Origin of the sequence: Streptomyces sp. NPDC007808 (assembly GCF_042868655.1) — a bacterium.
Lineage (GTDB): Bacteria > Actinomycetota > Actinomycetes > Streptomycetales > Streptomycetaceae > Streptomyces.
Window position 1 is genome coordinate 536,535 of sequence record NZ_JBIAEQ010000002.1, and the last position, 13,945, is coordinate 550,479.

Sequence of the window (13,945 nt, forward strand, 5' to 3'; positions counted from 1 at the left end):
GGGGCCGGGCGGGCGATCGGGCTACGCACCCAACCGCTACGAACCCGCGTGTCCTTCAGCACGCCCCCGACCGGCCGGGGCCGGCCGCGCACCGCGTGCTGTTCGGTTTCACCGTCGCCGGGCAACCCGCCGCCCATGCCGACGGCCTGCCGTCCACCGGCTCCTGCCGGGGCCGAATCGCCGGGTCCACGCAGGCGACTCGCCGAAGACCGCCGGACAAACCCCCATTCGGCCGCACCCCACCCGGCCCCCTCCAGAAGGCGCCCCCCACCGGGCCGCGCGCACCATGCCAGAGAGGCCCCCCACCGGGCGGCCCCGCATGCACACCCCCCACACGACCCCATGCGCAAGGCCCGCCACCCACCCACCGGCCCCCACGGTCTGCGCTCTCGGGAGGATCCGCCATGACCGCCACTCTGGAGCAGCTGCGCCGCTGCCATTTCGCCGTCGACCTGGGGGCTGCCAGGACCCGCGTCTATGTGAAGGGCGCCGGACTCGTCGTCGACCAGCCCTCCGCCGCGGCCGTCAACACCCGTACCGGCGCCCTCATCGCGGTCGGCGAGCTCGCCGAGCGGATGACCGGACGCACCCCGCCCTACATCCGCGTCGTACGGCCCGTCTCGGGCGGCACCGTCGTCGACATCGAGATGGCGCAGCGCATGCTGCGCCACCTCCTCGGCGACAAGATGCGCCGCACCCTGCGCCGCAAGCCGTTCCTGCGGGCCGCGGCCTGCACCCCGCACGACGCCGACCCGCTCGCGCAGCGCGCCGCCATCGAGACCCTCGTCGGCCTCGGTGCCCGGCGCGTGGAGCTGGTCGACACCCTCATTGCCGCCGCCGTCGGCTGCGGACTGCCCGTGGAGCAGCCCGAGGCCAGCATGATCATGGTGTGCGGGGCCGCCGCGACCGAGGTCGCCGTGCTCTCGCTCGGGGCCATCGTCACCGCCGAACGCATCCGGGTGGGCGGCGAGGCCGTCGACCACGCGATCGTGCAGCACCTGCGGCACGAACACGAGCTGATGCTGCCCAGCCAGAACGTACGGCCCCTGCAGCTCGCGCTCTCCGGCAACGGGCTCACGCCGCACGGACCGACCTCCACCGAGATCCACGGCCGCGACGTCTGCACCGGCCTGGCCCGCAGTGTCCAGGTGGACACCGCCGCCGTACGGGAGGCCATCCAGACCCCGCTGACCGGCGTACTCGACGCCATCGGCAAGGTGCTGCGCGAGTGCCCGCCCGACCTCGTGGCCGACCTCGCCGACCGCGGGATCACGATGGTCGGCGGCAGTGCGCTGCTGCCCGGCTTCGACCAGATGCTGAAGCAGGCCACCCGGATGCCCGTGCACATCGCCGAACGCCCCGACGTCTGCGCCGTGCAGGGCCTGGGCACCATGCTGGAGGGCAAGATCGCGCCGCTGGAGCTGGACACGGCCGACTGAGCCCGCCCGCGGGCCGCCTCGCCCGTCAGTACGGCAGAATCCGCCCCGACGGCGTGCGGCGGTCGATCTCCCCCCTGGTGTCGCGGGGAGCCGCGGGTCGGCGGGTGACACGAACGCGGACGTGTGTCTGGCGGTTCATGGCGCCCTCCTCGTGGCCGGCCGGGTCCGTCGGAACCAGCCTTCTCTCCGCGACCTTTCGGCACATCGTGCCCACCGAGGCACTTGTCATGCCTCCGCGCCCGGAGCGGTTGCGCGCAAGCCCGCTTTCTCGGGGTGCACCGGGGGCACGGCGGCCTTGCGGTCACCGGGCCGTGACCGAGCGGCACGCACGCGTCGAAGCGTGGCACCGGGGTGTCGGCTCGCGCTGGACCCGGCCCGGGAACAGGCGCACGCTCGACAGTGGGGGAAGCCCGTTCTCCTCACCCCGTACGGAAGTGATCTCGATGGAAGACAAGCACTGGACCGTCCGGATCCACATCACCGAGGACGGCGACGACACCCGCGCCGAGGCCGTGCTGAGCGCCCAGGACGCCGACACCGCGACCGTCACCGGCCGGGGTGTGGCCCACCGCAATCCGATCGACCGGCCGATCCCCGAGATCGGCGACGAACTCGCCGCCAGCCGTGCTCTGGAGGACCTGGCCATCAGGCTGCACGACATGGCATCCGACGACATCGTCCAGCTGACCGGTCCCGTCGACCGGTGACACGTCCGGCGTCGGGCGGCCGGCCCCGTGCGGGCCGCCCGGCGCCGGACGGCTGCCCCGGCGTCAGTCGTCCAGCCAGCTGTAGCGCCGCTCCGGCCGCCCCGCCTGCCCGTAGCGCAGCGACACCTCCGCCCGCCCCGTGACGCTGAAGTGCTCCAGGTAGCGGCGGGCACTGACCCGCGACACCCCGAGCCGGGCGGCGCACTCGGCGGCGGAGAGGCTGCCGTCGGCGGCGCGCAGCTCGCGTTCGATCAGTTCGGCGGTCTCCACGCTCATGCCCTTGGGCAGCGGCGCCGCAGCGGTGACCGGCGCCGCGCCCCGCGCCAGGGCCCGGTCCACGTCGGACTGCCCGCTGACGACCGCCGCGTACAGGTTGCTCCGCCGGGCCGCGTACTGCTCCAGGCGCGTCCTGAGGTCGCCGGCGTCGAACGGCTTGAGCAGGTAGTCGACGACGCCCTGCCGTACGGCGCCGCGCACCGCCTCCGACTCACGGGCCGCGCTGATCACCATGACGTCGCAGTCGTGCCCGGCGGTGCGCAGCCGCGGGATGATCTCAAGTCCGAACATGTCGGGCAGATAGAGGTCGAGCAGCACCAGGTCGGGCTGCGTCTCGGCGACGGCGGTGAGTGCCTGCTCCCCGCAGTTCGCCGTGCCGATCACCCGGAACCCGTCGACGTCGTTCACGAATCCGCGGTGGATCCGCGCCACCATGAAGTCGTCGTCAACGATCAGCACGTCGATCATCGGACTCTCTCCGTCGTTCGGTCGGCCGGGCGGCCGACGGACATCCGGGCGGTGAACATGGCGCCCTCCTGCGTGTTGGTCACCGACACCTCTCCGCCGCGGCGTTTGCACACGAGCCGGGTGAGTGCCAAGCCGATCCCCCGGTCGCCGCCCTGTGCGGCCTTGGTCGTGAACCCGTGCGAGAACACTTCCTGCGCCAGCTCGGGCGCCACCCCGGGCCCCGAGTCGCGTACGACGATCTCCACGCTGGAGGCGTCCTGGCGCAGTTCCACCTCCACCCACGCCTCGTGGTCGTCGTCCCCCGCGACGGCGGCGTCGACCGCGTTGTCCACGAGGTTGCCGAGCACGGTCGCCACGTCCGCCGAGTCGGTCGGCTCCAGCCGTTCCAGTGCGGTGCGCTCGGAGATCTTCAGACGTACCTTGCGTTCCGCGGCGAGCGACGACTTGGCCATGAGCAACGCGGCGACGGCCCGGTCGCGGACCCGGCTGGTGAGGTTCAGATCGAGCGACTCGCGGTGTTTACGCAGGGCGCGCACGTACCGTACGACCTCGTCGTGCTCGCCGATCTGGATGAGCCCGGAGATGGTGTGCAGCTGGTTGGAGAACTCGTGGGCCTGTGCCCGCAGCAGTTCGGTGCTGCTGCGGAAGGACCCCAACTCCCTTTCCAGCTGGGCGAGTTCAGTGCGGTCACGCAGCGTCGTCACGGAGCCGAGGCGACGGCCGTCCTTGGTGACGTCCATCCGGTTCATCACCAGCACCCGGCCCCGGCGTACGACCACCTCGTCGCGCCGCGTGAGGTCGCCGGCCTGCGAGTCGGGCGCGGTCCCGGCCAGGACGTCGTACAGCCGTCCCTCGATCCCGAGGTCGGTCAGGCTCATCCCGACGCAGTTCTCCGGGAGGTCGAGCAGCCTGCGGCCGACGGCGTTGACCAGGGTGAGCCGCTGTTGCGGATCGAGGGCCACCACGCCCTCGGCGATCCCGAAGAGCATCGCCTCGCGGTGTTCCGCGAGCCCGGCTATCTCGCGCGGTTCCATGCCGAAGGTCTGCCGTTTGATGCGCCGGGCCAGCAGCCAGGAGCCGGCCACGCCGAGGACGCTGGCGACGCCCAGGTAGACGAGCAGGTACGAGGAGGCACCCACCAGCCGCTGACCGACCGACGGCGAGGCCCGCCCGATCATCACGGTGCCGAGGTGGTCCCCGGTCCGCAGGCCGCGCTCCTCGTCCTCCTCGGCCTGGAGCACCGGCGCCTGCGCCGCCAGCTCGGTGACACCGTTCACCGGCAGCTCGCCGGACCAGCCGCGGCCGCCGGCGGCATCCGCGCCGGAGACCGGCAGCCGGGTCCCGAGGAGGGTGGGGTCGGTGGAGGCCACGATCTTGCCGTCGGCGTCCGCGACCGTGGCGGAGCTGATGCCGGACCTGGTCCGTGTGGACTGCAGCAGCGGTGCGAGCATCTCCGCCGGGGCGGGCCGCACGAGCTGGATGCGCACGAGGGGGTTGCCGGCCAGTTCCTCGGCGAGCGCGGTCACCCGGCGCCCCTCGACCCGGTCGAAGGTCGCCTTGGACTGGGCCAGTGAGACGGCGGCGACCGCGACCAGCACGATCACGACGATGGCGAGCTGCCATACCAGCAGCTCGCCCGCGAGCGTCTGACGCCGTTGCGACCGTGACGTTATGACCACTATGAACTCAACCTTCAATGGTCACACAACCGAGACGGGGTGTCTCAGGAACCGCACAATCATGGCGCCGGAACGGGCCGAGCGAAAGAGATGAGCCATGAGAACTCGACGAGCCGCACTTGTCGGAGCTCTTGCCACCGTGTCGATGATCGCGGTCAGCGCCTGTGGTGCCACCGCGGACAAGCAGGAGGGCGGTGGCGGTGACGGCAAGCCCGTGACCGGCCTGCGTCTGATGGTCCCCAACACCCCGGGCAGCGGTTACGACCTCACCGCCCGCACCGTCTCCCAGGTCATGCAGGACACCAAGGTCGCCTCCGGGGTCCAGGTGTTCAACCTGCCCGGCGCCAGCGGCACGGTGGGTCTGCAGCGGCTGGTGAACGAGAAGGGCAACGGCAAGCTGGCCATGCAGATGGGCCTGGGCGTCGTCGGGGCCTCGTACACCTCCAAGTCCAAGGCGACGCTGACCGACACCACGCCGATCGCCAAGCTGATCGAGGAGGCCGGCGCGATCGTCGTGCCGAAGGACTCCCCGTACAAGACGATGGACGACCTCGTCACCGCCTGGAAGAAGGATCCGAAGAAGTTCGCCGTCGGCGGCGGCTCGTCGCCGGGCGGCCCCGACCACCTGCTGCCGATGCAGCTGGCGAAGGCCGTCGGCATCAAGCCGAAGGACGTCAACTTCGTCTCCTACGACGGCGGCGGCGAGCTGCTGCCGGCCATCCTCGGCAACAAGATCGCCTTCGGGGCCAGCGGTTTCGGTGAGTTCCTCGACCAGGTCGAGGCCGGCCAGGTGCGGGTCCTCGCGGTCAGCAGCGAGAAGCCGGTCGAGGCACTGAAGGACGCCCCGACGCTCAAGGACGAGGGCATCGACCTGGTCTTCACCAACTGGCGCGGCATCGTCGCCCCTCCCGGCATCACCGCGGAGCAGAAGCAGACCTGGATCGACTCGCTGACCACGATGCACGACTCCAAGGAGTGGCAGGCGCAGCTGGAGAAGAACGGCTGGGTGGACGCCTTCGCGGCCGGTGACGAGTTCGGCAGCTACCTGACCGAGCAGGACAAGGCGGTCGCCGACCTGCTGGCCGAACTCGGGCTGGCATGAGCTCCGACGTGAGGGAACGGACCGTGGAGGACTCCCGTCCGCCCCGGGAGGGCGGGGACCGCGCACAGTACGGTGTGTGCGCGTTCCTCGCCCTGCTGGGCACCGCCGTGATCGTGGACGCCCTCGGGATCCCGCACATCACCAGCGGCACCGACCCGGTCGGCCCGCGCGCGGTACCGCTGATCCTGGGCGGCCTGCTCGTGCTGCTCGCGACGCTGTACGCCGTCGACGTGGCCCGGGGCGGCCGCGGTGAGCCGGAGGCCGGCGAGGACGTCGACCTGTCGAGCGGCAGCGACTGGCGCACCGTGCTGCTGCTGGTCGGGGTGTTCCTGGCGAACGCGCTGCTCATCGAGCGGCTCGGCTGGGTGATCAGCGGCGCCCTGCTGTTCTGGGGCACCGCGTTCGCCCTGGGCAACCGCCACTACATCCGCAACCTGCTCATCGCGACCACGCTCTCCCTGACGACGTTCTACGCGTTCGCGATCGGCCTCGGCGTCAACCTCCCCGCCGGGGTCCTGCAAGGAATCCTGTGAGGCCCCGATGGACAACCTGAACAACCTCATGCAGGGCTTCGCGGACGTCATGGACCCGATGAACCTGCTGCTCGCCCTGGTCGGCGTGGTCATCGGCACCGCGGTGGGCGTCCTGCCGGGCATCGGCCCGGCGATGACGGTGGCCCTGCTGCTGCCCGTCACCTACGGCATGGAGCCGGTGCAGGCGTTCATCATGTTCGCCGGCATCTTCTACGGCGGCATGTACGGCGGCTCGACGACGTCGATCCTGCTGAACACCCCCGGCGAGTCCTCGTCCGTGGTCACCGCCATCGAGGGCAACAAGATGGCGAAGGCCGGCCGCGCCGCCCAGGCCCTGGCCACGGCGGCGATCGGCTCCTTCGTGGCGGGCACCATCGGCACCCTGCTGCTGGTCCTGGTCACCCCGTTCGTGGTGGACTTCGCGGTCAGCCTGGGCGCACCCGACTACTTCGCGCTGATGCTGCTGGCGTTCATAGCCGTGACGTCGGTGCTGGGCTCCTCGCGCATCCGGGGTTTCGTCTCGCTGCTCCTGGGCCTGACGATCGGCCTGGTCGGCATCGACTCGGTGTCGGGCCAGCAGCGGCTCACCCTGGGCGTGCCGCAGCTGGCCGACGGCATCGACGTCGTCGTGGTCGCCGTCGGCATCTTCGCGGTCGGCGAGGCGCTGTGGGTGGCCGCGCACCTGCGCCGCAAGCCGGCCGAGGTGATCCCGGTGGGGCGGCCCTGGATGGGCGGACAGGACTGGAAGCGGTCCTGGAAGCCCTGGCTGCGCGGCACGGCGTACGGCTTCCCGTTCGGCGCGCTGCCGGCCGGCGGCGCGGAGATCCCCACCTTCCTGTCGTACGCCACCGAGAAGCGGCTGACCAAGCACCCCGAGGAATTCGGCAAGGGCGCCATCGAGGGCGTGGCGGGCCCGGAGGCCGCGAACAACGCGTCCGCCGCCGGCACCCTCGTGCCGATGCTGGCGATCGGCCTGCCGACCAACGCCACGGCGGCCGTGATGCTGGCGGCCTTCCAGTCGAACGGCATCCAGCCCGGCCCCCTGCTGTTCGAACGCGAGGCGAGCCTGGTCTGGGTCCTGATCGCCAGCCTCTTCATCGGCAACCTGCTGCTGTTGCTGCTGAACCTGCCGCTGGCTCCGGCATGGGCGAAGCTGCTGCAGATCCCGCGCCCCTACCTGTACGCGGGCATCCTCTTCTTCGCGTCGATGGGCGCCTACGCCGTCAACGCCCAGCCCCTGGACCTGTTCATCCTGCTCACCCTGGGCCTCCTCGGCTTCGCCATGCGCCGCTTCGGACTGCCGGTCCTGCCGCTGATCGTCGGCGTGATCCTCGGCCCGCGCGCGGAGCTGCAGGGCCGGCGCTCCCTGCAGCTGTCCGGCGGTGAGCTGTCGGGCCTGCTGGGCGGCCCGGTGTCGTACACGGTCTACACGGTGATCGCGCTGGTCCTGGTGTGGCCGCTGATCGGCCGGTTCGTCGTACGTCCCCTGCGCGCGCGAAGCGCCGTCTGAGACACCCGAGACATCTGGAGACACGAGATGACCATCCTGGTCGGCTACGTCCCCTCGCCCGAGGGGGAGGCGGCGCTGCGCGCGGCGATCGACGAGGCGGGGCGGCGCCGCGAGAAACTCCTGGTGGTGAACACCAGCCGGGGCGACGCCCTGGTGGACCCCCGCTTCGCCCAGGAACCCGACCTGACCCATGTGCGCGAGGACCTCGCGGCCCTCGGCGTCGACTTCGACGTCCGCCAGGTCCTGGGCGCCCGGGACGCCGCCGACGAGATCATCGATCTCGCGGAGCGGACGGAGGCGTCCCTGGTGGTGATCGGGCTGCGGCGGCGCAGCGCGGTCGGCAAGCTGATCATGGGCTCGGCGGCCCAGCAGATCCTGCTGGGCGTGGGCTGTCCGGTCCTCGCCGTGAAGGCGGAGGGCTGACGATCGTGTTGAGGACCTTCGGCTGGTCGTTCGCCGTCACGGCGCTCGGCCTCGCCTTCGCCGCCTGGCAGTGGGGTTGGGAGGCCTTCGGGCTCGTCCTGATCCTGTCCGTCCTGGAGATCTCGCTGTCCTTCGACAACGCGGTGGTCAACGCCGGGATCCTGAAGAAGATGAACGCCTTCTGGCAGAAGATCTTCCTCACCGTCGGCATCCTGGTCGCCGTGTTCGCCATGCGGCTGCTGTTCCCGGTGGTGATCGTCGCGATCAGCGCCAAGGTGGGCCCCGTCGAGGCGGTCCAGCTGGCCCTCGACCAGCCCGAACGCTACGAGGACCTGGTCACCGACGCCCACCCGGCGATCGCGGCCTTCGGCGGCATGTTCCTGCTGATGATCTTCCTGGACTTCATCCTGGAGGACCGCGACATCAAGTGGCTCGGCCTGCTGGAGCGTCCGCTGGCCAGGCTGGGCAGGATCGACATGCTGTCGGCCTGTGTCGCGCTGGTCGTCCTGCTGGCGACCGCGATGACCTTCGCCGGTCACGCCCACGTCAGCACCGGCCACGCGGACAAGACCGCCACCGTGCTGCTCTCCGGCGTCGCCGGGCTGATCACCTATCTCGTGGTCGGCGGCCTGTCCGGCTACTTCGAGGACAAGCTCGAAGAAGAGGAGGAACACGAGCACGAGGAGGCGGAGAAGGCCAGGGCGGAAGGCAGGCCGGTCCCGGTGGTCGCCCTCGCCGGAAAGGCGGCGTTCTTCCTCTTCCTGTACCTGGAGGTCCTGGACGCGTCCTTCTCGTTCGACGGTGTGATCGGTGCCTTCGCCATCACCAACCACATCTTCTGGATGGCGCTCGGCCTGGGCATCGGCGCCATGTACGTCCGGTCCCTGACGGTGTACCTGGTCCGCCAGGGCACCCTCGACGACTACGTCTATCTGGAGCACGGCGCCCACTACGCGATCGGCGCGCTCGCCGTGATCCTGCTGATCACCATCCAGCACCAGATCAGCGAGATCATCACCGGTCTGATCGGTGTCGTCCTGATCGCGGCGTCCTTCATCGCCTCCGTCCGCCGCAACCGTGCCCTGGCGGCGTCCGGGGACCAGCAGGCGGCGCCGACCGAGACGGCCGAGGTGCCCTCCCGGGCCTGACCTGCCTCTCTCCCCCAGCGTGGGAACGCGCCCGCAGGACCGTGCGGGGGCGTTCCCACGCGTCGTCGACCGGGGGACCGAGGGGAGCGGTGACTGCGGCACCTGCGTGATCCGGGGCGAACGTGTTCCACGACATAGGCGATTTCGCCCGGATATGGCTAGCTGGATGTGTTTGCCTCACGCACAGCGCCGTGCCGTCGAAGACCGCACCACCTGTCGATCCGCCGGGAGACCCATGCGCCTGCGCATCCCCTCCGTCCCGCGAGGAGCCTTCGCTCCCCGCATAACTTCCCTGCCGCCCCTCGCCCTGGCCGGCGGCGCGCTGACCCTGGGCGTCGGCGGCCTGTACCTCGCCGGGCTGCTGGTCGCGGGCGGCGACATAGAGGCGGGGACGACCGTGCGCGGGGTGGACATCGGCGGCCTGAGCCGCGCGGAGGCCGTACGGAAACTGCAGGACCGGCTGGGGCCGGCCGCGTCCCGGGAGCTGGCCGTGACGGTCGGCGACCGCAAGGGCACCGTCGAGCCCCGGCAGGTCGGCATCACCTTCGACTACGCCAGGACGGTGGACCGTGCCGGGCGCACCGACGACGCCGATCCGTTCACCGTGATCGGCGGGCTGTTCCACTCGGGCGGCGCCGTCGAGCCGGTCGTACGCGTCGACGAGGACAAGGCCCGCTCCGGTCTGGGCCGGCTGGCGAAGTCGCTCGACCAGAAGGTCCGCGACGGCGCCGTCACCTTCGACGACGGCCGCGTCCGCCAGATCGCCCCGCGCGACGGCCGCGCCCTGGACACCAGGGCCGCCGTCGAGCCGCTGCGCGCCGCCTTCCTGCGCGCCGAGACCGGCTCCGTCACGGCCCTGCCCGCCCGTGTGACGACACCGAAGGTCACGGAGCGGGAGGTACGGCGGGCGGTGCGCGAGTTCGCCCGGCCGGCCATGTCGTGGCCCATCAGGCTGACCGTGGCCGACCGGCGGTTCACCGTCGACCCGGACGTCCTGGGCGAACACCTGACGATGCGACCGGACGGCAACGGCAGGCTGACCCCGCGGCTGGACGCCAAGGGCCTGCGCGCCGCCCCCGCGGTCGCCCGCCCGCTGTCCGGCCTGCCGACCGAGCCCCGGAACGCCACGCTGCGCCTCGACGGCGACAAGGTGGTGGCCGATGACGACGCCAGGGCCGCCGTCCAGGTCACCGACGAGGCGCTGGGCAAGGCCGTCATGCCGCTACTGACCAGGTCGGGCACCGACCGCAGCGGGGCGATCGCCACCCGGGTGACCCAGCCTCAGGTGACCGCCGAGAACGCCGAACGGCTGGGCCTGACGGAGAAGATGTCCTCGTTCACGGTGAACTTCGAGCCGGCGCCGTACCGCACGAAGAACATCGGCCGGGCCGCGGAACTGATCAACGGCTCCGTCGTGATGCCGGACAAGACCTGGAGCTTCAACCGCACCGTCGGTGAGCGCACGGAGGAGAACGGCTTCGTCGAGGGCGTCATGATCCTCGACGACCAGTACAAGAAGGCGCCCGGCGGCGGTGTCTCCGCCGTCGCCACGACCATGTTCAACGCGATGTTCTTCGCGGGTCTCAAGCCCGTGGAGTACGGCGCCCACTCGTTCTACATCGAGCGCTACCCCGAGGGCCGCGAGGCGACGGTCGCCTGGGGCAGCCTGGACCTGCGGTTCCGCAACGACTCCGGCAACGCCGTCTACATCCGGGCCGAGTCCACCGACACCTCGGTGACCATCAGCTTCCTCGGCACCCGGAAGTACGACGAGATCGAGTCGGTCACCGGTCCGCGCAGGAACGTCAAGGAGCCGCGCAAGAAGGTGAGCACCGACGAGAAGTGCGTGCCGCAGACTCCGTTGGAGGGATTCGACGTCACCGTGGAGCGGGTCTTCCTCCGTGACGGCGAAGAGGTGAAGCGGGAGCCGTTCCGCACCCACTACGACCCTCGGGACGAGATCGTCTGCGAGTGACTTCTCGTCAACCGCCTGGTCGCATCGTTTCTGCACCGAGGGCGCTTGGTGGGGCGGGTGGGACTCGAACCCACGGCCGACGGATTATGAGTCCGCTGCTCTAACCGGCTGAGCTACCGCCCCATAGCGGCGTGTCGCGTACAAGTGTGCGCGCCGTCTGCCGCAGCATAGCCGCTCATACGATCTCCTGCTTCGTATGGTCGACTTCGCATGCCCTGAAGGACTCCGCTCCGACCTGCGCGGTTCCCGGGCACGAGGCCGAACATGAAAAAGGACCCCTGAGGGGGTCCTCGTTCAGCATGCTCCCCCGACTGGACTCGAACCAGTAACCTGCCGGTTAACAGCCGGCTGCTCTGCCAATTGAGCTACGGAGGACCGAGCTCCCCCGACTGGACTCGAACCAGTAACCTGCCGGTTAACAGCCGGCTGCTCTGCCAATTGAGCTACGGAGGAATGCCTCGTTGCATCGAACGTACCTACCTGGGTATTCGCCAGGGGGCGTGCGCTCGCTGCGACACATACATTAGCGCAAGCAGGGGGGTGCTCCGCCAATCGGTTCTCCCCCGGCGCCGACGCCGCACCAGGGACCTACACAAGGGAAGGGTGGCCGCCATGCGCTACCGGCTCACGTTCATCGTCGGACTCGCCGTCGGGTACGTGCTCGGCACACGGGCCGGACGCGAGCGCTACGAGCAGTTGAAGAAGTCCGCGCGCCAGGTCGCGCAGAACCCCGCCGTCCGCAACACCGCGGAGACGGCGGCACAGCAGAGCCGCGTCTTCGCGGGCAAGGCCTACCACGCGGTCAGCGACAAGGTGGGCGACCGGGTGCCGGAATCGGTCGCCGACCGGGTCCGCAACCTGCGCGAACGCAGCGCCCACAACGGCGGCGCGGAGGACGACTGGGGCACGAGCAACACATGACCGTGGTGACCGCGGTGCTCTGAGGGGACGCGTGGCCGTGCCGACTGGCGAGCGGGTCACGCGGGCGCGATCGGCCGCGACACGCCCGCGCCCGGAAACTCGCACGTGTCCCCGCGGCGCCCATGGCCCGAGCAAGCGCAGCGCTACGGCACAATTTGGGCCATGGGGATAGTCGCCGGGTTGGACAGTTCGCCCGATTTCACGCGCATCGTCGTATGCGACACGGACACAGGGGCCGTGCTGAGGCAGGGGTACGCCCCGCACCCGGTGGAGTCGCCGGACGGCAGCGGCACCCGTCCCTCCGACGTCGACCCGCAGGCCTGGCTGCTGTCCCTCGGCGAGGCCGCCGGGGGCGGGCTGCTCGAAGGCGTGCAGGCCATCGGCGTGTCGGCGCAGCAGAACGCCGTGGTGCCGCTGGACGCCCAGGGCAACACCGTGCGCCCGGCGATGGTCGGCGGGGACAAGCGGGCGCAGGTCGCGGCGGCCGACCTGATCGACGCGATGGGCGGTCGTGAGGCGTGGGCGCAGGCGGTGGGCTGTGTGCCGCAGGCCGCGCAGCCGGTGACCAAGCTGCGCTGGCTCGCCAAGACCGAGCCGGAGCACGCGGCGCGCGCCGCCGTCCTGATGCAGGCGCACGACTGGCTGGTGTGGCAGCTCCTCGGCCGGCCCGTGAGAAGGACCACAGATCGCGGCGGTGCCTCGGGGACGGGGTACTGGTCCGCGGCCACCGGCTCCTACCGTTTCGACCTCGTCGAGCTGGCGCTCGGACGCCAGGCCATGCTGCCCGAGGTGATCGGACCGGCGGAGGCGGCCGGTACGACCCCGGAGGGGCTGCTGATCTCCGCGGGCACCGGCGAGACCATGGCCGCGGCCTTCGGGCTCGGCATCGGGCTGGGCGACGCCGTCGTGTCGCTCGGCGCCTCCGGGTCCGTGATGGCCGTCCACCCCGAGGCCCTCGTCGACAGCAGCGGGATGATCACCTCGCTGGCCGACGCGACGGGCATGCACCTGCCGGTCGTCACCACCCTCAACGCCGTCCGCACCCTGCGCGGCACCGCCGAACTCCTCGGCGCGGCCGACCTGCAGAGCCTGTCCGACCTGGCGATGAAGTCGACGCCCGGAGCCCACGGCCTCGTCCTGCTGCCGTATCTGGAGGGCGAGCGGACGCCGAACCTGCCGCACACCGCGGGAACGCTGGCGGGGCTCAGGCGGGAGTCGATGAAGCCGGAGCATCTGGCGCGGGCGGCGTTCGAGGGCATGCTGTGCGGGCTCGCGGACGCGCTGGACGTGCTGCGCGGCCGGGGCGTCGAGGTGCGGCGGATCTTCCTGCTCGGGGCGGCCGCCGAGCTGCCCGCGGTGCAGGCGGCGGCGCCCATGCTGTTCGGGGCGCAGGTCGTCGTACCGCAGCCCGCGGACTACGCGGCGATCGGTGCCGCCCGGCAGGCGGCGTGGGCGCTCGGCGTGTCGCAGGGTTCTCTCGACCCGCGCACCCCGCCCGTCTGGCAGGGCGCGGCCGCGCAGGTCCTGGAACCGGGTGAGGAGCTGGCGGTGGGTCAGGCGGTGCGCCAGCAGTTCGTGTCGGTTCGGGAGCAGACGCATCCCGGGGCGTTCCGGCCGTAGCGGAAGGTGAGAGACCGGTGTGAACCGCACCCGGAAGGCCGTACGAAGCACCGCTGAAGGGTTAATCGGTTGAGGTAACACGGGTGGAGTGTTCGACGATAGGGGCCAAGGGCAACCAATGGCCCCTCTCCTCGTCGACTCGCC

12 protein-coding genes and 3 tRNA genes are annotated in these 13,945 nt (G+C 71.0%); 10 read left to right on the top strand and 5 right to left on the bottom strand.

Annotated features, from left to right (window positions below):
• Positions 1-404: 404 nt before the first annotated feature.
• Both ACFYNL_RS08685 and ACFYNL_RS08690 read left to right on the top strand, forming a co-directional pair.
• Positions 405-1,439: a rod shape-determining protein gene (locus ACFYNL_RS08685; RefSeq protein WP_388798783.1), complete on the top strand. Its 1,035-nt coding sequence runs from the start codon at positions 405-407 to the stop codon at positions 1,437-1,439.
• Positions 1,440-1,882: 443 nt separating this feature from the next.
• Positions 1,883-2,146 carry a DUF1876 domain-containing protein gene (locus tag ACFYNL_RS08690; protein WP_388798786.1) on the top strand — a complete coding sequence of 88 codons (264 nt, stop codon included), beginning with the start codon at positions 1,883-1,885 and terminating at the stop codon, positions 2,144-2,146.
• A 63-nt stretch (positions 2,147-2,209) separates the two neighbouring features.
• Here the strand turns inward: ACFYNL_RS08690 and ACFYNL_RS08695 are convergent, their stop codons facing one another.
• Positions 2,210-2,890, bottom strand: coding sequence for a response regulator (locus tag ACFYNL_RS08695; protein WP_388798789.1), 681 nt, complete (start codon positions 2,888-2,890; stop codon positions 2,210-2,212).
• On the bottom strand, positions 2,887-4,569 hold the full coding sequence (locus ACFYNL_RS08700) for an ATP-binding protein (RefSeq protein ID WP_388798792.1): 1,683 nt from the start codon (positions 4,567-4,569) through the stop codon (positions 2,887-2,889). The genes ACFYNL_RS08695 and ACFYNL_RS08700 overlap by 4 nt, the downstream gene beginning before the upstream one ends.
• A gap of 97 nt (positions 4,570-4,666) precedes the next feature.
• Here ACFYNL_RS08700 and ACFYNL_RS08705 point away from each other — a divergent pair, with 97 nt between their 5' ends.
• From ACFYNL_RS08705 to ACFYNL_RS08730, 6 genes are all read left to right on the top strand, one after another.
• Entirely contained in the window at positions 4,667-5,671 is a 1,005-nt protein-coding gene (locus tag ACFYNL_RS08705) for a Bug family tripartite tricarboxylate transporter substrate binding protein (protein WP_388798795.1), read from the top strand.
• A complete protein-coding gene (locus ACFYNL_RS08710; RefSeq protein ID WP_388798798.1) occupies positions 5,668-6,204 on the top strand; it encodes a tripartite tricarboxylate transporter TctB family protein in 537 nt (178 codons plus the stop codon). The genes ACFYNL_RS08705 and ACFYNL_RS08710 overlap by 4 nt, the downstream gene beginning before the upstream one ends.
• Positions 6,205-6,211: 7 nt before the next feature.
• Positions 6,212-7,714 carry a tripartite tricarboxylate transporter permease gene (locus tag ACFYNL_RS08715; RefSeq protein WP_388798801.1) on the top strand — a complete coding sequence of 501 codons (1,503 nt, stop codon included), beginning with the start codon at positions 6,212-6,214 and terminating at the stop codon, positions 7,712-7,714.
• Positions 7,715-7,741: 27 nt separating this feature from the next.
• Positions 7,742-8,137 (top strand): universal stress protein, encoded by a 396-nt coding sequence (locus ACFYNL_RS08720; RefSeq protein WP_388800550.1) that lies wholly within the window; start codon positions 7,742-7,744, stop codon positions 8,135-8,137.
• A gap of 2 nt (positions 8,138-8,139) precedes the next feature.
• On the top strand, positions 8,140-9,285 hold the full coding sequence (locus tag ACFYNL_RS08725; RefSeq protein WP_388800553.1) for a DUF475 domain-containing protein: 1,146 nt from the start codon (positions 8,140-8,142) through the stop codon (positions 9,283-9,285).
• Positions 9,286-9,520: 235 nt separating this feature from the next.
• Positions 9,521-11,260: a VanW family protein gene (locus ACFYNL_RS08730; RefSeq protein WP_388798804.1), complete on the top strand. Its 1,740-nt coding sequence runs from the start codon at positions 9,521-9,523 to the stop codon at positions 11,258-11,260.
• 46 nt (positions 11,261-11,306) lie between these two features.
• On the opposite strand, the gene ACFYNL_RS08735 is transcribed toward ACFYNL_RS08730, so the two are convergent.
• The 3 genes from ACFYNL_RS08735 to ACFYNL_RS08745 form a co-directional block, all read right to left on the bottom strand.
• Positions 11,307-11,383 (bottom strand) — tRNA-Ile (locus ACFYNL_RS08735).
• A 179-nt stretch (positions 11,384-11,562) separates the two neighbouring features.
• A tRNA-Asn gene (locus ACFYNL_RS08740) sits at positions 11,563-11,635 on the bottom strand.
• Positions 11,636-11,640: 5 nt separating this feature from the next.
• Positions 11,641-11,713 (bottom strand) — tRNA-Asn (locus ACFYNL_RS08745).
• A gap of 159 nt (positions 11,714-11,872) precedes the next feature.
• On the opposite strand from ACFYNL_RS08745, the gene ACFYNL_RS08750 reads away from it, so the two are divergent.
• A complete protein-coding gene (locus tag ACFYNL_RS08750) occupies positions 11,873-12,181 on the top strand; it encodes a YtxH domain-containing protein (RefSeq protein ID WP_388798806.1) in 309 nt (102 codons plus the stop codon).
• A gap of 162 nt (positions 12,182-12,343) precedes the next feature.
• Positions 12,344-13,801, top strand: coding sequence for an FGGY family carbohydrate kinase (locus ACFYNL_RS08755; RefSeq protein ID WP_388798809.1), 1,458 nt, complete (start codon positions 12,344-12,346; stop codon positions 13,799-13,801).
• The last annotated feature ends 144 nt before the right edge of the window (positions 13,802-13,945 follow it).